19 protein-coding genes are annotated in these 17,697 nt (G+C 65.3%); 8 read left to right on the top strand and 11 right to left on the bottom strand.

The genetic code is table 11. From position 1 onward, the window contains the following. Positions 1-17 precede the first annotated feature (17 nt). Positions 18-1,220, bottom strand: coding sequence for a DUF1343 domain-containing protein (locus tag PFY01_RS08295; RefSeq protein WP_271040944.1), 1,203 nt, complete (start codon positions 1,218-1,220; stop codon positions 18-20). Beyond that, complete coding sequence (locus PFY01_RS08290; protein WP_271040943.1) at positions 1,217-1,726, bottom strand: DOMON-like domain-containing protein; 510 nt, start codon at positions 1,724-1,726, stop codon at positions 1,217-1,219. The genes PFY01_RS08295 and PFY01_RS08290 overlap by 4 nt, the downstream gene beginning before the upstream one ends. A 101-nt stretch (positions 1,727-1,827) precedes the next feature. Here PFY01_RS08290 and PFY01_RS08285 point away from each other — a divergent pair, with 101 nt between their 5' ends. From PFY01_RS08285 to PFY01_RS08265, 5 genes are all read left to right on the top strand, one after another. Then, on the top strand, positions 1,828-2,043 hold the full coding sequence (locus PFY01_RS08285) for a DUF4287 domain-containing protein (protein ID WP_271040942.1): 216 nt from the start codon (positions 1,828-1,830) through the stop codon (positions 2,041-2,043). Positions 2,044-2,370: 327 nt separating this feature from the next. Beyond that, on the top strand, positions 2,371-3,624 hold the full coding sequence (gene tyrS / locus PFY01_RS08280; RefSeq protein WP_271040941.1) for a tyrosine--tRNA ligase: 1,254 nt from the start codon (positions 2,371-2,373) through the stop codon (positions 3,622-3,624). Positions 3,625-3,696: 72 nt separating this feature from the next. Continuing rightward, the gene (locus PFY01_RS08275) at positions 3,697-4,062 is read left to right on the top strand and encodes a GIY-YIG nuclease family protein (RefSeq protein WP_271040940.1); all 366 of its coding nucleotides are present in this window, start codon (positions 3,697-3,699) and stop codon (positions 4,060-4,062) included. After that, entirely contained in the window at positions 4,052-4,513 is a 462-nt protein-coding gene (locus tag PFY01_RS08270) for a peroxiredoxin (protein ID WP_271040939.1), read from the top strand. The genes PFY01_RS08275 and PFY01_RS08270 overlap by 11 nt, the downstream gene beginning before the upstream one ends. 114 nt (positions 4,514-4,627) lie before the next feature. Next, a complete protein-coding gene (locus PFY01_RS08265) occupies positions 4,628-5,173 on the top strand; it encodes a bactofilin family protein (protein WP_271040938.1) in 546 nt (181 codons plus the stop codon). Between the two features lie 75 nt (positions 5,174-5,248). Here the strand turns inward: PFY01_RS08265 and prfB are convergent. Both prfB and PFY01_RS08255 read right to left on the bottom strand, forming a co-directional pair. Next, positions 5,249-6,371, bottom strand: a protein-coding gene (gene prfB, locus PFY01_RS08260; RefSeq protein ID WP_099052186.1) for a peptide chain release factor 2 whose coding sequence is annotated in 2 segments (ribosomal slippage) — positions 5,249-6,301 and positions 6,303-6,371 — 1,122 coding nt in all. Because the reading frame shifts where the segments join, the coding sequence is not laid out codon by codon here. A 119-nt stretch (positions 6,372-6,490) separates the two neighbouring features. Next, on the bottom strand, positions 6,491-8,905 hold the full coding sequence (locus tag PFY01_RS08255) for a penicillin-binding protein 1A (RefSeq protein ID WP_333780210.1): 2,415 nt from the start codon (positions 8,903-8,905) through the stop codon (positions 6,491-6,493). A gap of 135 nt (positions 8,906-9,040) precedes the next feature. Here PFY01_RS08255 and PFY01_RS08250 point away from each other — a divergent pair, with 135 nt between their 5' ends. Beyond that, positions 9,041-9,469 carry an organic hydroperoxide resistance protein gene (locus PFY01_RS08250; RefSeq protein WP_271040937.1) on the top strand — a complete coding sequence of 143 codons (429 nt, stop codon included), beginning with the start codon at positions 9,041-9,043 and terminating at the stop codon, positions 9,467-9,469. A gap of 59 nt (positions 9,470-9,528) precedes the next feature. Further along, the gene (gene cobS, locus PFY01_RS08245) at positions 9,529-10,533 is read left to right on the top strand and encodes a cobaltochelatase subunit CobS (protein WP_271040936.1); all 1,005 of its coding nucleotides are present in this window, start codon (positions 9,529-9,531) and stop codon (positions 10,531-10,533) included. Between the two features lie 618 nt (positions 10,534-11,151). Here the strand turns inward: cobS and PFY01_RS08240 are convergent. Beyond that, a complete protein-coding gene (locus PFY01_RS08240; RefSeq protein WP_174084989.1) occupies positions 11,152-11,511 on the bottom strand; it encodes a phage holin family protein in 360 nt (119 codons plus the stop codon). A gap of 108 nt (positions 11,512-11,619) precedes the next feature. Between PFY01_RS08240 and PFY01_RS08235 the strand changes: the two genes are divergently transcribed. After that, complete coding sequence (locus tag PFY01_RS08235; protein WP_039247356.1) at positions 11,620-12,057, top strand: HIT family protein; 438 nt, start codon at positions 11,620-11,622, stop codon at positions 12,055-12,057. Here the strand turns inward: PFY01_RS08235 and PFY01_RS08230 are convergent. The 6 genes from PFY01_RS08230 to cyoB all read right to left on the bottom strand — a co-directional run bounded on the left by PFY01_RS08230 (position 12,054) and on the right by cyoB (position 17,695). Beyond that, positions 12,054-12,590, bottom strand: a complete 537-nt coding sequence (locus tag PFY01_RS08230) for a response regulator transcription factor (protein ID WP_174084988.1) — start codon at positions 12,588-12,590, stop codon at positions 12,054-12,056. The genes PFY01_RS08235 and PFY01_RS08230 overlap by 4 nt on opposite strands. Continuing rightward, positions 12,580-13,911: an ATP-binding protein gene (locus PFY01_RS08225; protein ID WP_271040935.1), complete on the bottom strand. Its 1,332-nt coding sequence runs from the start codon at positions 13,909-13,911 to the stop codon at positions 12,580-12,582. Before PFY01_RS08225 ends, PFY01_RS08230 begins: the two co-directional genes overlap by 11 nt. Next, positions 13,908-14,606 (bottom strand): SURF1 family protein, encoded by a 699-nt coding sequence (locus PFY01_RS08220; protein ID WP_271040934.1) that lies wholly within the window; start codon positions 14,604-14,606, stop codon positions 13,908-13,910. Before PFY01_RS08220 ends, PFY01_RS08225 begins: the two co-directional genes overlap by 4 nt. 67 nt (positions 14,607-14,673) lie before the next feature. Then, positions 14,674-15,069, bottom strand: a complete 396-nt coding sequence (gene cyoD / locus PFY01_RS08215) for a cytochrome o ubiquinol oxidase subunit IV (protein ID WP_082465001.1) — start codon at positions 15,067-15,069, stop codon at positions 14,674-14,676. Beyond that, positions 15,066-15,689 carry a cytochrome o ubiquinol oxidase subunit III gene (cyoC, locus tag PFY01_RS08210; protein ID WP_271040933.1) on the bottom strand — a complete coding sequence of 208 codons (624 nt, stop codon included), beginning with the start codon at positions 15,687-15,689 and terminating at the stop codon, positions 15,066-15,068. Before cyoC ends, cyoD begins: the two co-directional genes overlap by 4 nt. Before the next feature lie 2 nt (positions 15,690-15,691). After that, positions 15,692-17,695, bottom strand: coding sequence for a cytochrome o ubiquinol oxidase subunit I (gene cyoB, locus PFY01_RS08205; protein ID WP_271040932.1), 2,004 nt, complete (start codon positions 17,693-17,695; stop codon positions 15,692-15,694). Between the last annotated feature and the right edge of the window lie 2 nt (positions 17,696-17,697).

Genomic DNA, 17,697 nt, shown 5'->3' with positions numbered 1-17,697 from the left:
CGAAGTTTAGGCGGGTTTCAATACCGCAGGAACGGTCTCCGGGCCTCCTCCCACGCCGCCTCGTCCGGCTGCGTCGCGGCATCCAGTTCACCCGGCGTCGCGCCTGCGTCGTCCACCCATTCCCGCAGGCCCGGCCCCCCGTTGATCACGTCGATGGGCAGTTTGCCGAACGCATATTCGTACGGAAAATCCCGCCACAGGTCGTAGTCGGGATACAGCCGCCGGATCGCCTTGAAGCCCAGGGCCTGAACCCGCCACGGCCTGAAGGAAGCATGGTCGTAGCCGGGGTGATCGACGTGGATCTGCACCCCGCTGCACAGCTTTCCGACGTGCTTGTGGAAGGTCGGCTCGAACCACATGTCGCGCAAGACGCAGCCGCCCAACCATTGCGGCGCCAGCGCCTGCATCTCCGCGATCACCGCCCGCGCGTCGATATCCGGCGCCCCGAACAGCTCCAGCGGCCGTGTCGTCCCCCGCCCTTCCGACAGGGTCGCGCCTTCCAGCATCACCGTGCCCGCATAGGCGCGCGCCATCGACAGGTTCGGCGCATTCGGGCTGGGATTGACCCATGACCGGTCCAGCAGCGGCCAGCCGAAGCCCGGCCCCGCCTCGGGCGCCCAGCCCTGCATCTCCACCACCCGATAATCCACATCCAGCTTGAACTGGTCGATGAACCACAGGCCCAATTCGCCCATCGTCATCCCGTGCCGCATCGGCATCGGCCCGGCCCCGACGAAGCTTTCCCAGCCGGGCTTCAGCGTCATCCCCTCGACCGGCCGTCCCGCCGGATTGGGCCGGTCCAGCACCCAGACCGACTTGCCGTGTTTCGCCGCCGCCTCCAGCACGTACAGAAGGGTCGTCACATAGGTGTAGATTCGGCAGCCCAGGTCCTGCAGATCGACCAGCAGCACGTCGAACTCGGCCATCCATTCGTCGCGCGGCCGCCGCACCTCGCCGTACAGGCTGAAGACGGGCAAGCCGTGCACCGGATCGCGATAGTCCGGGCTCTCCATCATATTGTCCTGCAGATCGCCCTTCATCCCGTGCTGCGGGCCAAAGGCGGCGGTCAGCCGGATTTCGGGACAGGCGGCCAGGGCGTCCACCGCGTGGGTCAGATCCTTGGTCACCGACGCCGGATGCGCCAGCAAGGCCACGCGCCGTCCCTTCAGCTGCGCCCTCAGGGCGTCGTCGGACAAAAGGCGGTCGAGGCCGAAGTTCATGTCAGGTCCAGCGCGAACGAGTCGGGATGATGAAAGTCGGGCTTATCCGAAGGATGCGCCAGCGCCCAATAGCCGATCGCCCCGTCCACGCCCCGGATCACCGCCGCCAACCCCGCCGCCCCAACGGCATCCTCCGGCAACGTCACGTCCGCCGTCAGCACGAACTGTCCGGGCGCCGACCGCGTCACGATGAACGGCGCGGGCATCTCCAGATCCCGCATCCCCTCGCGATAGCCGTCGAATCGATAGGCCGCCCACGCCCCCGACGGCGACAGATTGTATTCGACATAGCCGCCCGCCTCGGTGCGAACGAACGCCTCGAAACAGGTTGCCTGCCACAGCCCATCCGTCCGCACCCGCGCCGCCGTCTCCGGCCGCCACACCCCATCCACCGGTCCGGCCAGCACATACTCCAGGCTCAACACCCGCCCGGCTCGCCGCGCCTCGACCTCCAGCGTCAGCCCGGCCGGGCTGGATGTCGGGTGCGGGATCAGAGGCAGACGCATAGAGCCTTCGTATCGAAGCAACGCGCACGGTCAACGCTCATGCATCGCCATGACGCTCACCGCGCGTTGCGATAGTATCGGTTCTGGAAACGGAGAACCTCATGCCCGACAATCCCGTGAAGGGTCCGGCGTCATACTTCCCCTCAATCGAGAAGACCTACGGCCATCCTATTTCCTATTGGCAGCAGATTGTGCGCGACGGCTATCCCGCCCGGCACATGGAGTTGGTCTCCATTCTCAAGGACGCGCACGGCATGGGCCACGGCCACGCCAACGCCGTGGTCGCCTACACGTTGGCGCAGGACGGATTGAAGTAGCGGCCACGCTCAAAAGTCACACTAACCTTAGTATTTTCGCCAGATATACCCTGACAAAACAAGGCTTTGACACGAAGCAGCAGCGCTTACCCTGTCACTCTGCAAAACGGTCGTACAATGGGCGAGCCATGCCCAAAGCCGCTCCGCCTGAACTGCACCATCTTGCATTTTGCACGCGCTTTCGCGGTGCAGTGCAATTTCGCGCCGACCGAGATTAGACGAATTAGACACTTTAGACGGTGTTTTTCATCCTCACCGTCTGAACAGCCGACGCCGCCTCGACTAAAGGAAGACGACCCTCGTCATCCCTGCTAACCCAGCCTCACCATGACCGAACACGCCTTCAAATCCGACTTCCTGCGCACGCTTCAGGCGCGCGGCTACATCCATCAGATCACCCACCCCGTCGAATTGGACGAGGCGGCCGCTGCGGGCGTGGTGCCGGGCTATATCGGTTTCGACGCCACTGCACCGTCACTGCACGTCGGCAGCCTGATCCAGATCATGATGTTGCGCCGGCTTCAGCAAGCGGGCGGCAAGCCCATCGTCCTGATGGGCGGCGGCACGACCAAGGTCGGCGACCCCACCGGCAAGGATACGTCGCGTCCGCAACTGACCGAAGAGACAATCCAGTCCAACATCGACACCATCAAGACGGTCTTCGCCAAGTTCCTGACGTTCGGCGACGGACCGACCGATGCGGTCATGGTCAATAACGACGACTGGCTGTCCGGCTACGGCTACATCCAGTTCCTGCGGGATTTCGGCACCCACTTCACCGTCAACCGGATGCTGAGCTTCGATTCAGTCAAGCTGCGCCTTGAGCGCGAACAGCCGATGACCTTCCTTGAGTTCAACTACATGCTGATGCAGTCGGTGGACTTCCTGGAGCTCAATCGCAGCCACAAGGTCACCCTGCAAATGGGCGGCTCGGACCAGTGGGGCAACATCACTTCGGGCGTGGATCTGGTGCGCCGCGTGGATCAGAAGGCCGCCTTCGGCCTGACCACGCCGCTGCTGACCACGGCATCGGGCGGTAAGATGGGCAAGACCGCTCAGGGCGCCATCTGGCTGAACGCCGAACAACTCAGCCCCTACGACTACTGGCAGTTCTGGCGTAACGCCGAGGACGCCGACGTCGGCCGCTTCATGCGCCTGTTCACCGACCTGAGCCTGGAGCAGATCGCGGAATACGAGGCCCTTGAGGGCGCCGCCATCAACGAGGCCAAGAAGGCCCTCGCCGACGCCGCGACCACGCTCCTGCATGGCGCGGACGAGGCCGCAAAGGCGCGCGCCGCCGCCGAAAGCAACTTTGAAATGGGTCAGTTGTCCGCTGACCTGCCGACCGTCGAACTGCCGTCGGCCGAGGTTTACGGCGCCATGATCGCCGCCGTCGTGACAAAGGCTGGCCTGACGGCCTCCAACGGCGAGGCCCGTCGCCTGGCCCAAGGCGGCGGCCTGCGCCTCAACGACGCCGCAGTGTCCGACGGCGCCCAACTGCTGACCGAGGCCGACCTCAAGGACGGCGTCATCAAACTGGCGGCGGGCAAGAAAAAGATCGTTCTGGTGAGGCCCGTCTAACTCTCTCAATCCCGCCAGATTTCCTACTTCCGCTCATCCCCGCGAAAGCGGGGACCCAGACGATGTTAAAGCATGGCTTTCTTCACCTACATCGTCGCAAGCCGCCGAAATGGAACACTCTATACAGGTTCGACCGATGACCTGATCCAGCGTGTCGCGCAGCACAGGAACAAGACCTTCGCCGGCTTTACCGCCAAGTATGACGTGGATCTGCTGGTCTGGTTCGAAGTTCACGAAACGCGTGAGGCCGCATTCCGCCGGGAACGGCAGATCAAGAAATGGAACCGAGACTGGAAGCTTCAGATGATCGAAAAGGAAAATTCGAACTGGCTCGATCTGTATGATGACTTTCGCCTTGGCGGCCTGAAGGACGCCAAGGACTGGGTCCCCGCCTTCGCGGGGATGAGCGGAATGAGTGAGACACCCAATGATCAATGAACGCCAGCCCGCGCCCGCCCTCGACCTGCCCACGGACGGCGGCGGCCGCGTCGCCCTCGACGCCCTAAAGGGCAAGCCCGCCGTCATCTATTTCTACCCCAAGGACGACACGACCGGCTGCACGCGCGAGGCCCAGGACTTCACCGCCCTGGCGCCCGACTTCGCTGCGCTGGGCGTTCCGGTCATCGGCGTGTCCAAGGACACGGTGAAGAAGCACGACAAGTTCAAGGCCAAATACGATCTCGCCGTCACCCTCGCCTCCGACGAGGACGGCGCCGCCTGCGAGGCTTGGGGCGTCTGGGTGCAGAAGAAGCTTTATGGCCGCGAATATATGGGCGTCGAGCGGGCCACCTTCCTGATCGACGCCGAGGGCCACGTCGCCAAGGCCTGGCGCAATGTGAAGGTCGCCGACCACGCCGCCGCCGTGCTGGAGGCCGCCAGGGCCCTGTGATCAGCGAGCGCCGTTCGGAAGCGATGCTTGACCTTGGCCCCTCCTCCACGGCCTAGTGGGCGTCGGGGCTAATAGGGGCTTGGCCGGCCTTGGCTGGCAGATGCGGAGCGCACCATGTTCACCAAGAGCAAATCCTACGACAGCGGATCGAACGGCCTGGGCATCCCCCCGGCGCCCGAACCGACCACGCCCACGCCGACGACAGCGACCACGCCGTCCCTGCCCGCGACAACGCCTGCGCCGCGCGCGCCTGAACCGGCCCGTCCAGCGGCCCGGTCCAGCAACCTCTCGACACTCTCGGCCGGCGTGAAATACGAAGGCAACATCTCCGGCGCCGGCGAGCTTCAGGTCGACGGCTCCCTGAAGGGCGACGTTCGCGTCTCGCGCGTCGTGATCGGCGAAGGCGGCTCGGTCGAGGGCACGGTCCATGCCGACGTGCTTGACGTGCGCGGCCGCGTCTCCGGCGCCATCGTCGCCAAACAGGTCAAGCTTCACGCTACCGCCCGCGTCGAGGGCGACATCACGCAGGAACAGCTCGCCATCGACCAGGGCGCTTGGTTCCAGGGCCGCTGTAACCAGGCCAAGCGCGACACCCCCGGCGCCGCCATGCTGGAAGCCCCCGCGCCGAAGGCTGACAAGGCGGACAAGACCGCCGCCTGACCGCGTCGAATCTGAACGGCCGCAAAACCGGCAGCCCAAACAAAAAGGGCGGCTCATCGGAGCCGCCCTTTTCCGTCAGTCCACGCTCGATCCGCGGGTCTCGCCGACCCGCTGGGCCAGGGCCGCGCCCATGAAGGCGTCCAGGTCGCCGTCCAGCACCCCCTGGGTGTCCGAGGTCTCAACCTCGGTCCGCAGGTCCTTCACCATCTGATAGGGCTGCAGGACATAGGAGCGGATCTGGTGACCCCACCCGATGTCGGTCTTGGCGTCGGCCAGCGCCTGAGCCGCCGCCTCACGCTTCTGCAGTTCCAGCTCGTACAGGCGCGCGCGCAGCATCTTCCATGCCATCTCGCGGTTCTGGTGCTGCGACCGGCCGGCCTGGCAGGCCACGACGGTGTTGGTCGGGGTGTGGGTCAGGCGCACAGCCGAGTCGGTCTTGTTGATGTGCTGACCGCCCGCGCCCGAGGCGCGATAGGTGTCGGTGCGGACGTCCGAGGGGTTGATGTCGATTTCGATCGCGTCGTCCACGACCGGCGACACCCCGATGGAGGCGAAGCTGGTGTGGCGCTTGGCCGCCGCGTCATAGGGGCTGATGCGGACCAGGCGGTGCACGCCCGATTCCGACTTCAGCCAGCCATAGGCGTTGGGCCCCTCGATCAGGATGGTGGCCGACTTGACCCCCGCCTGCTCGCCCTCTTCGTGCGCTTCGATCGTGACCTCATAGCCGTGCGCCTTGGCCCAGCGAGAGTACATGCGCAGCAGCATGCCGGCCCAGTCGTTCGACTCGGTGCCGCCCGCGCCGGAGTTCACTTCCAGATAGGCGTCGTTGCCGTCAGCCTCGCCGGACAGCAAAGCTTCCAGCTCGGCGCGGGCGGCGCGTTCCTTGATGCCGCGCAGCGACGCGCGAGCGTCTTCCAGCGCGCCCTCGTCGCCCTCCTCGTCCGCCATCTCGGCCAGCATCACCCCGTCTTCGAGGTCCTGCTCCATCGCCTTGACGGTGTTGATCTTGCCTTCCAGCTGCGAGCGTTCGCGGCTGACGGCCTGGGCCTCGTCGGGCTTGTCCCACAGCGTCGGATCCTCGACGCGCGCATTCAGCTCATCGAGCTTTCTTAGAGCGACATCCCAGTCAAAGACGCCTCCTGAGCAGAGCGACGCTCTGCTCGATGTCGGCCTTCATGGCCTCGACATCCGGTCTCATCGCAATCTCCGCGACACAACGCCCTCAAGCAGCGCGGCCCGCAGGTCGCGCAATAGGGCAGGATTAATGGAAAACGGCGCGCCACGAGGACGCGCCGTTCGAAAGGCCTACCTAGAGCTTCAGTACAATCCGCTCAAGTCCTCGGCCGGCGCCTTCTTGGGCGGCGGTGGCGCGGTGGGCGCCGGCGACGAGGCGGGCGCGCCGCTGGCGGCCTCCTGCTCGCGGCGGATCACCTCGTAGTAGTTCTGCGGTCCGACGGGCTGGGCCGGACCGGTCGGGCGCGGCGGCGGGGCCTGGCGTTCGGTGCCGGGGCGGAAGGCCTCCTCGATGCCGTTGACGGTCCGGAATATGGCGTTCTTGGGCCGCACGAACGGGCGAGCCGGCCTTTCCTTCAAGGCCGTCTGCATGAACTCCGTGAAGACCGGCACGGCGGCCGAGGCGCCGGCTTCACCGGATCCCAGCGAGCGGTTGTCGTCGAAGCCGATGAACACGCCGACCACGATGTCGGTGGTGAAGCCCACGAACCAGGCCGAGCGATATTCGTTGGTCGTGCCGGTCTTGCCCGCGACCCAGGGCCCCAGGCCGCGCGCGCTGGCGGCGGTGCCGCGTTGGACCACGCCTTCCAGCATGGAGCTCATCTGATAGGCGGTGATCGGGTCGATGACCTGGGTTCCGCGCTGCTGCAGGCGCGGCGACTCCTGGCCCGAGAAGCCCCGTCCGCATTCGCGGCAGCTGCGGTTGTCGGCGCGGAAGATGGTCTCGCCGTCACGGTCCTGAACATAGTCGATCAGATAGGGCGTCACCCGCCGACCGCCGTTCGCGAAGGCGGAATAAGCGGCCGTGATATCCAGAGGCGTGACCTCGCCGGCGCCCAGCGAGACCGACAGGTTCGGCGTCATGCCGGGCAGCCCCATGCGATCCGCCTGCTCCACAATCTTCTTCATGCCGACCGACTGTGCCAGCCGTACCGTCATGACGTTGCGCGACAGCTCCAGCCCGCGACGCAGCGTCTGAGGGCCATAGTATTGGCGGCTGTAGTTCTCGGGCGTCCAGCGCGTGCCGTTGGGACCGCCGGCAAAGCTGATCGGCGCATCCAGCACGATCGAGGCGGGAGTGAAGTCGCCCTCCAGCGCCGTCGCATAGACGAAGGGTTTGAACGCTGAACCCGGTTGGCGGCGCGCCTGAGTCGCCCGGTTGAAGCTGGACAGCGCATAGGAATAGCCGCCGACCATCGCCAGCACGCGGCCGGACTGCGGCTCGATGGCCACCAGCGCCCCGTTGACGCGCGGCACCTGCTTCAGGGCGAACTGCCCGCCCTGGGGCTCCACGAAGATCAGTTCGCCGCGCTTCAGCTGGCGGTTGGCGTTGGCCCAGGCCGCGTCCGAAGCCAGCAGCGTGCCGGACTTGTCGTCGCGGGCCGTGCGGATGCGCACCGTGTTGCCGCTGACGCTTTCGATGGCTGCGGCCTGCCAGCTGCGACGCTCGGGCGGCGCCTGTTCTTTCAGCGCGACCGCCTGCCAGCCGTCGGCGAAATCGGTCGTGCCCCACCCGCCGCGCCAGCCGTGACGACGGTCGTAGTTCTCAAGCCCCTGCATCAGAGCCCGGCGCGCCGCCGTCTGCAGCGTCGGGTCCAGGGTCGTGCGCATATAGAAGCCGCCAGCGCGCAGCTGCTCGCCGAACTGGGGGTTGGCGGCGGCCTGGCGGCGCGCTTCTTCGACGAAGAAGTCGGCGTCCTTGTAATCCGACCGTTGCGGCGCATCGCGCGTGATCAGAGGCTTGGCGCGTGCCTCGACCAGCTGTTCAGGCGTCAGCCAGCCGCTCTGCTCCATCTCGCCCAGCACCCAGTCACGACGGCCCTTGGCCGCGCCGGGGTGACGCTTGGGGTGATAGTTGTTCGGCCCCTTGGGCAGGGACGCCAGGAAGGCGGCTTCGTCGGGCGTCAGCTGCGCCAGCGATTTGCCGAAATAGTTGTAGGCCGCCGACGCTATGCCGAACGAGCGATAGCCCAGGAATATCTCGTTCAGATACAGCTCGAGGATCTGCTCCTTGGATAGGGTCGCCTCCAGGCGATTGGCCAGGATGGCTTCCTTCAGCTTGCGGTTCAGGCTGGATTCGTTGGTCAGCAGGACGTTCTTGGCCACCTGCTGGGTGATGGTCGAACCGCCTTCCAGCCGGCGTCCCGACGCCAGATTGAAGACGTTCTTCAGCGACGCGCGGCCGATGCCGCCCACGTCGATGCCGCCATGCTGGAAGAAGTTGCGATCTTCAGCCGCCAGGAAGGCGTGGATCACCGGCTGGGGAATCTGGTCGTAGGAGACATAGATCCGGCGCTCGTCCGAAAACTCGCCGATCAGGGTGCCGTCACCGGCATAGACGCGCGTCGCGGTCGGCGGGCGATAATCCGCTAGCTCCGACGCATCGGGCAGGTCGTGGAACAGCCACGCCGCATAGACGGCGACGACCAACCCCGCCAGGGCGATGCCGCCCAGCAGAACCATGCCCGCCCACACGAACCAGCGTTCGGCAATCTTCACTGCGTACTCCGACGACGCGCCCCAGCAGGTGCTTTAGCCCGCGTCGCCGGTCGATGGCTAGAGCCGCGATGCAACGCCCCCTTCCCGTCCGCCGTTAAGCTCCCATCTCAAGCATCCCAACCCAAGGAGCCTGCCATGGAAGTTCTGTATCGCGCCCAATCGACGGCATCGGGCGGAGGCCGCGAAGACGGTCGTTCGGCCACCGACGACGGCAAGATCGACGTCAAACTGTCGACGCCGACCGAGATGGGCGGCAAGGGCGGCGACGGCACCAACCCCGAGCAGCTCTTCGCCACCGGATACGCCGCCTGCTACCTCGGCGCCCTGCGTCTGGTCAGCGGCAAGGCCGGCACGCCCGTGGGCCCCGACACCAAGGTCACCGCCGGCGTCGGTTTCGGCAAGAACACCAAGGGTGAAGGCTTCAACCTGGATGTCGACCTGACCGTGACCGACCACGGCCTAGAGCAGGCCGTCATCGACGACCTGATCGAGAAGGCGCACCAGGTCTGCCCCTACTCCAACGCCACTCGCAACAACGTCGATGTTCGCCTGAGCGCGAAATAACCGACGCCGAGGGCCGCGCGCGTGTTGAGCCGCGCGCGCGGCGCCTCTAGATGAGGTCCATGACCTCCCCGCTCGACGCCTCCCCCGATCCCCTGCTGACGCTCGAACCGCATCGCCGCGTGACCCTGCGCGAAGCCTTCGGCGTGGACAGCGACATGACCGTGCCCGCCTTCGACGAGCGCGACAGCCATGTGCCCGAGATCGACGAGGCCTATCGCTTCGATCCCCAGACGACGATCGCCATCTGCGCCGGCTTCGCCTTCGACCGCCGCGTGATGATTCAGGGCTATCACGGCACCGGCAAATCTACCCACATCGAACAGGTCGCCGCCCGCCTGAACTGGCCGCTGGTTCGCGTGAACCTGGACAGCCACGTCAGCCGGATCGACCTGATCGGCAAGGACGCCATCGTCCTGAAGGACAGCAAGCAGATCACCGAGTTCCGCGAGGGCATCCTGCCCTGGTCGCTGCAACGCCCCATCGCCCTGGTCTTCGACGAATACGACGCCGGCCGGCCCGACGTGATGTTCGTGATCCAGCGCGTGCTGGAGGCCCAGGGTCGCCTGACCCTGCTGGACCAGAACCGCGTCATCCGCCCGCACCGCTATTTCCGCCTGTTCGCCACGACCAACACCATCGGCCTGGGCGACACCACGGGCCTGTATCACGGCGCGCAGCAGATCAATCAGGCCCAGCTGGATCGCTGGAACATCGTCACCACGCTGAACTATCTCGATCACGACGTGGAAGCCGAGATCGTCGCCGCCAAGGTTCCCGAGTGGAAGGACGCCGAGGGCCGCCGCCGCATCGCCGCCATGGTCCGCGTCGCCGACATGACCCGCAACGCCTTCATGAACGGCGACATCTCGACCGTCATGTCGCCCCGCACCGTCATCACCTGGGCCCAGAACGCCCAGATCTTCAACGATGACCTGGGCCTCAGCTTCCGCCTGACCTTCCTGAACAAGTGCGACGAGCTGGAACGCCCGACCATCGCTGAGTTCTACCAGCGCGCCTTCGGCGAGGATCTGCCCGAGGCGGCGACGCGGGTGAAGGTGGGATAAGCCTATGTTTCTGGCGGCGATGTCTATCGTGATCATGGCTGGCCAGGCTTCGGCTACGGAGACCGCTCGTCCGCCCCGACCATCGGACGAGGCCATCCTTCAGACAGTCTTCGAAAAGCGACCTTCCGCAGTCATCCTCGAGCACACTGCTCGTGACGTTCGAAACGGCGGACGGGTTATTTGTGGTCTTGTGCGGTACGCGGACACGATCGAGCCATTCGCGGCCTACACGATCTGGGAAGAGCCCAGCTCCATTCGGATCATCGAAAACGGTCGCCCCGTGCCGGTCCCGCCGGCGCAATGGAAGTCAAATACGTTCACGCCCGTCGAAACGGCCAGTGTCACTGGGGAAGCCGATCGCCGAAAGCGTAATGCAAACGCCTACCAGCGGGGCCTTGCGCTGAGCGTATGCCGTGATTTGGCGGCGCCGGCCGGAGCACGCTGGGCGACCACGCAGGAGCCCCACCCCGATCCCGACCGTCAGCGACTTATCGAACAAAGGGCCCGAGCGACGACAGATATGCTTTTCCGCAGGCGTCGGGAAGCGAGCGCAGACCGGCCAAACTGAGCTGTTGAGCCTTCTTGGGTTCGCATCACCTCGTCAAGCTTTTGAAGAAGTTAGCCCCGCGCTTCTTCGCCGCCGCCGATGAAGGCGCCGGCGATCCAGCTGACGACGCCGGTCACGATGGCGGCGCCGATGCCGGCCCACAGACCGTCGACGCGGAAGCCGTCCAGGAAGATGGAGGTCAGCCCGATCATTGCGGCGTTCACCACCAGCAGGAACAGTCCCAGGGTTACCACGGTGATCGGGAAGGTCAGCACGACCAGGATCGGCCGCACAAAGGCGTTGACCAGGCCCAGAATGATGGCGGCCGCGATCAGCGATCCGGTGCTGGTGAAATCGACGCCCGGCACGATCTGGGCGGACAGCCAAAGGCCCGCCATGGTGACCAGCGCCTGGATGATGAAACGGATCATGACGGCCCTCGTTACGTTCAAGCGTGACCATAATGCACGAGGTGGACGAAGGCTCCCCCTTCGCGGACGGCGCTGCTATCGAAGGTCCGAACCGCACGGAGACCGCCCATGAGCCTGCACGGCGCCTATGACACCAACAACATCTTCGCCAAGATCCTGCGCGGCGACATTCCGTCGGTGAAGGTGTGGGAGGACGACCACGTCCTGGCCTTCATGGACGTGTTTCCCCAATCGGAAGGCCACGTCCTGATCATCGCCAAACAGTCCCAGGCGCGTAATCTGCTGGAGATCGAGCCGGAGGTTCTGGCCCGCGTGACCGCCGCCCTGCAACGCACGGCCAAGGCGGTCGAGAAAGCGCTGAAGCCTGAAGGCCTGTCGATCCTGCAGTTCAACGGCGAGGCGGGCGGACAGACGGTCTTCCATCTGCATTTCCACATCGTGCCGCGCTGGGCAGATCGCGAGATGAAGGGTCACGGCCATGCGCCGATGGCGGATACGGCGACCTTACGGGCGCTGGCCGACAGGATCGCGGCCGAACTGGACTAGGTGACGCGGCGCTTCTCCAGCTTCCTCGCCAGGGTGCGGCGGTGCATGCCCAACCGCCGCGCCGCCTCGGAGATGTTGAAGTCGGTCTCCACCAGCGTCTCGTGAATCCGCTCCCACTCCAGCGTCTTGATCGAAGTGGGGCGTGTACCCAGCGGCGTCTCGGCGTCGCCGTCCGCCCGGCCGAACGCGGTTTCGATGTCATCGGTGCTGGCGGGCTTGGCCAGATAGTGCCGGGCGCCCAGTTTGATCGCCTCCACCGCCGTGGCGATGCTGGCGAAGCCGGTCAGGACGACGATGTTCATCTCGGGGTCGAAGGCGTGAAGAGCCTCGACGCAGGTCAGGCCGGAATGGCCGCCCAGCTTCAGATCGACGACCGCATAGCCGGGGCGATGCGTCCTCAGCACCTCGGTCATCTGGTCGGGACTTGCGGCGCTGACGACCGTATAGCCACGCCGTTCGAACGAGCGTCGCAGGGTGGTCGAGAACGACTCGTCGTCCTCGACGATCAGCAGCAATCTGGCGTCATCGGTCATGCGCGATCTCGTCCGTCGGAGCCAAGGCCGAAAGCGGTAAGGTCAGACGCACTTCTGCGCCGCCCGCCGGGGGATTGGAGGCTTCTACCCGACCGCCCAGCGACCGGATCACATTCATGAGCAGAAAGAGGCCGAGACCCGCGCCGGGCCTGGGCTTGGTGGAGTTGTAGGGCTTGCCCCAGGCCTGAAGGATCGCCGGCGGAAAGCCTGGTCCGTCGTCGCGGACCGCGATGCCGAAATCCTCGTCCGTGCGCGTCGTGGTCACGGTGATGCGGCTCGCCCCGGCCTCGACCGCATTGTCGAACAGCACGCCCAGCACTTGACGCAGGGCCGGGTCGGCGATGATCGACGGGTTCTGGGCCAGCTCGTCGCGGATCTGCACCGCCACACCGTCGCCGCTCCAGCTGGCCACCACATCGGCGACGAAGACGCGCAAGGTCGTGCGCTCGGGCGCCTGTCCCCTCGCCTCGCCGGCCGACATCAGGATGCCGGTGACGATGGCCTTGCAGCGTTCGACCTCGGCCCGCATCACCGTCATGTCCTGTGCCAGATCGGCATCGTGGGTCAGGGCCGGCATACGCTTCCAGTCGCTGAGGATCACCGACAGCGAAGCCAGCGGCGTTCCCAGCTCATGCGCTGCGCCCGACGCCAGCAGGCCCATGCGGACAATATGATCATGCTCGGCCGTCTGCTGGCGCAGGGCGGCCATGGAGGCGTCGCGCTCGCGCAGGTTCTGGCTGATCCGGGTGACGAACAGCACCAGCAGCACGGCCATCAGCACGAAACAGATCAGACTGCCCTGAAGATAGAGGCTGAGCAGCGAGTCCTCGCGCGCCGGCGGCAGGTTCAGCGGGCGGGAATGCAGGCCCAGCCCGGCGAAACACAGGCTGGTGATGGCGATCAGCGCCCAAGCGTAGACCGGCGCCAGCAGCACGGCCCCAAGAACGACTTGTAGAAGATACAGCGCCACGAATGGATTGGCCGCGCCTCCGGTCAGGAACAGCAGCCAGGTCAGGGCCGCCACATCCGCCAACAGGGCGATCATCAGCGCCTGGTCCTCGACCTCCTGCCGGCGCACGGTCAACGGCGCGCTGACCAGATTGACCAGCACCAGACCCGCCGGCGCCGCCAGCAACCACAGCACCGGCAGCGGGATCCGCATCACGTACTGGACAAGCAGGATCGTCGCCACCTGCCCGGCGACCGCCAGCCAGCGCAGCTGGATCAGCAGCAGCATGTTGCGTCGGTTGGCGCCGCCGTGGGTCGCGACCCCGCCTCTGAGCCCCAGGCCCAGCAGCCTTTGTACAGTTGTCGTCGTCACGACCTGTTGCGCCTGCCGTCGCGCAGGAACAGCCACAGACCGACCAAGGTCAGCAGCGCCATGCCGAACCAGGTCAAGGCATAGACGAGATGGCTGTTGGCGAACCGGATCACCGTCAGTCCTCCGCGCGGCCATCCGCCCGGGTTCGGACTGGCGTCCGCATCAATGAAATAGGGCGCGACGGTCGTCAGGCCCCGCCGCGCAGCGATCGCCGCGACGTCGCGGGACCGCCAGCGATCACCGGCGGGATCATTGGCGCGCAGGAAGCCGCCCTTGGGCTCGGTGATCCGGAGCAGTCCCGTCACGCTCTGCGGCCCCTCGACCTGACCATCGGCGCGGACGGCCGGATCGCGTCGGCCAGCGGGCACGAAGCCGCGATTGATCAGGACGGTAAAGCCCCGGTCAGCAACCAAAGGCGTCATGACCCAGAAGCCGCCGCCGGCGTCGGTCACCGCCTGAACCAGGGTTTCCTTGTCGTGCAGAAATCGACCGCGAACCGTAACGCGGCGGTACTGATCCTTGTCGCGCGTCACACCGGCCCATTGGGTCGGGCCAGGCGATGGAACGGCGGCCGCGTGAACGCGCGCATCTACCTGGGCGATCAGATTGGTCTTCCAGGCCAGTCGCTGAACCTGCCACCCGCCCAGCGCCAGAAAGCCGACGAACAAGGCCAGGCCCGCAACCACGACCGCCATGCGGAAGGATCGCGAGCGTCTGGCCTTGCCGGCGGCCGGGGCTGAGGACGGGTCCGTGATCTCGACCTCAGCCGCCCATCTGCGCCATGTCGTGCGTCATGGGCATCATATTGGTGTTCAGGTGGTACATGACCCACAGCGAACCCGACAAGGCGATGACCACCACGATGATGGTGAAAATCAGCGCCAGCATGATCCAGCCGCCCTCGGACTTGGAGTTCATGTGCAGGAAGTAGATCATGTGGACCACGATCTGCACCACGGCGAAGCCCATGACGATCAGGGCCGTCGCCTGGGTCGGCAGGACGCCGGTCATGACCAGGGCGAACGGGATGGCCGTCAGGATCACTGACAGCACGAAGCCGATCATGTAGCTCTTGAAGGAGCCGTGATTGTGCCCCTCGTGGCCCAGGTGGTCGGTCTCGTGAGACTCCGGCGAATGGTCGTTCATGTCGGCGCTCATCGCAGCATGCCCAGCAGATAGACGAAGGTGAAGACGCCGATCCAGATGACGTCCAGGAAGTGCCAGAACATCGACAGGCACATCAGGCGGCGTTTGTTGGCGGGGATCAGGCCCTTCATGCTGACCTGAACCATCAGCGTCACCAGCCAGATGATGCCGAAGGTGACGTGCAGGCCGTGGGTGCCCACCAGGGTGAAGAAGGCCGACAGGAAGGCGCTGCGTTGCGGCGTCGCGCCCTCATGGATCAGGTGCGCGAACTCGTAGAGTTCGATCCCCAGGAACGCCAGGCCGAACAGGCCGGTGATCGCCAGCCAAACGAGCGTCTGACGCTGGTTGTTTCGATCCATCGCCAGCATGGCGAAGCCATAGGTGATCGACGAGAACAGCAGCATGGTGGTGTTGATTGCCACCAGCTCCAGGTCGAACAGCTCCTTGGGCCCCGGCCCGGCGGCGTAGTTGCCGCCGAGCACGCCGAACACGGCGAACAGCATCGCAAAGATGAGGCAGTCGCTCATCAGATAGAGCCAGAAGCCCAGCATGGTGCTGGAGCCTTCCTCGTGGTGCGGCTCCTCTTCCAGGTGGAAGACGGTCCGGTCGATCTCGGTCGCAGTCGCGCTCATGATCAGGCCTCCGTTCCGGCCAGGGCGCGGGTGCGCGCCTCTTCTGTCGCGCGGACCTCATCCTCGGGGATGTAATAGTCGCGCTTGTAGTTGAAGGTATGGCCGATCGAGACGGCCAACACCCCGATGAAGCTGATGGCGGCCAGCCACCAGATGTACCAGATCAAAGCCAGACCCATCACCAGGCACAGGCCCGAGATGATGATCCCCGCCCCCGAGTTCGAGGGCATGTGGATCGCCTTGTAGCCGTTCAGCGGACGCTGATAGCCCTGCTTCTTCATGTCCCACCAGGCGTCGGCGTCATGGACGTACGGCGTGGCGGCGAAGTTGTAGGCCGGCGGCGGCGACGAGGTCGCCCACTCCAGCGTGCGGCCGCCCCATGGGTCGCCCGTGGTGTCGCGCAGCTTGTCGCGGTTGATGATCGACACGGCGAACTGGATGAACATGGCCGCGATGCCCAAGGCGATGACGCCGGCGCCGATGGCGGCGATGACGAACCAGATTTGCAGCGACGGATCGTCGAACACCCGCATCCGGCGCGTCACGCCCATCAGGCCCAGCACATACAGCGGCAGGAAGGCCAGCCAGAAGCCGGGCACCCAGCACCAGAAGCTGATCAGACCCCACTTCTTGTCCAGCTTGAAGCCGAAGGCCTTGGGCCACCAGAAGTTGATCGCCGCGAACAGGCCGAACAGCACGCCGCCGATGATGACGTTGTGGAAGTGGGCCACCAGGAAGAGAGAGTTGTGCAGCACGAAGTCGGCCGGCGGCACCGCCAGCAGCACGCCCGTCATCCCGCCGATCACGAAGGTCAGCATGAAGGCGACCAACCACATCATCGGCAGCTCGAACCGGATGCGCCCACGGTACATCGTGAACAGCCAGTTGAAGATCTTCGCGCCCGTCGGGATCGAGATGATCATCGTCGTGATGCCGAAGAAGCTGTTCACCGAGGCGCCAGAGCCCATGGTGAAGAAGTGGTGCAGCCAGACCAAGTAGGACAGGATCGTGATGACGACCGTGGCGTAGACCATGGAGGTGTAGCCGAACAGCTTCTTGCCCGAGAAGGTCGAGGCGATCTCCGAGAAGACGCCGAACAGCGGCAGGATCAGGATGTAGACCTCGGGGTGACCCCAGATCCAGATCAGGTTCACGTACATCATCGGGTTGCCGCCGAAGTCGTTCGTGAAGAAGTTGGTGCCGACGTAACGGTCCAGCGTCAGCAGGGCCAGGACGGCGGTCAGAACCGGGAAGGACGCCACGATCAGCACGTTGGTGCACAGCGAGGTCCAGGTGAAGACCGGCATCTTCATCATACCCATGCCGGGCGCGCGCATCTTCACGATCGTCGCGATCAGGTTGATGCCGGACAGCGTGGTCCCGACCCCCGCGATCTGCAACGCCCATATATAGTAGTCGACGCCGACGCCGGGGCTGTAACCAATGCCCGACAGCGGCGGATAGGCCAGCCAGCCGGTGCGCGCGAACTCGCCCACGAACAGCGAGGCCATGACGATAATGGCGCCGGCCGTGGTCATCCAGAAGCTGAAGTTGTTCAGGAAGGGGAAGGACACGTCGCGCGCGCCGATCTGCAGCGGCACGACATAGTTCATGATGCCCGTCACCAGCGGCATGGCCACGAAGAAGATCATGATCACGCCGTGGGCGGTGAAGATCTGGTCATAGTGGTGCGCGTTCAGGTAACCCTCGGACCCGCCGAACGCCATCGCCTGTTGCAGGCGCATCATTATGGCGTCGGCGAAGCCGCGCACGAACATGATCAGACCCAGGATCATGTACATGATCCCGATCTTCTTGTGGTCCACGGTGGTGAACCATTCCTTCCAGAGATAGCCCCACAGCTTGAAATAGGTCAGGGCGCCAAACAGGGCGAGACCGCCCAGCAGCACGACCGACATGGTCACGACCAGGATCGGCTCGTGCAACGGCAGAGCCTCAAGCGTGAGGCGCCCGAAGATTAGCGGAATGAGTTGATCAGCGTTCATCG

The organism is Brevundimonas vesicularis (assembly GCF_027886425.1).
Taxonomy (GTDB): Bacteria; Pseudomonadota; Alphaproteobacteria; order Caulobacterales; family Caulobacteraceae; genus Brevundimonas; species Brevundimonas vesicularis_C.
Note: the sequence above shows the minus strand (reverse complement) of the source record. Positions and strands in the feature narration are given on the sequence as shown.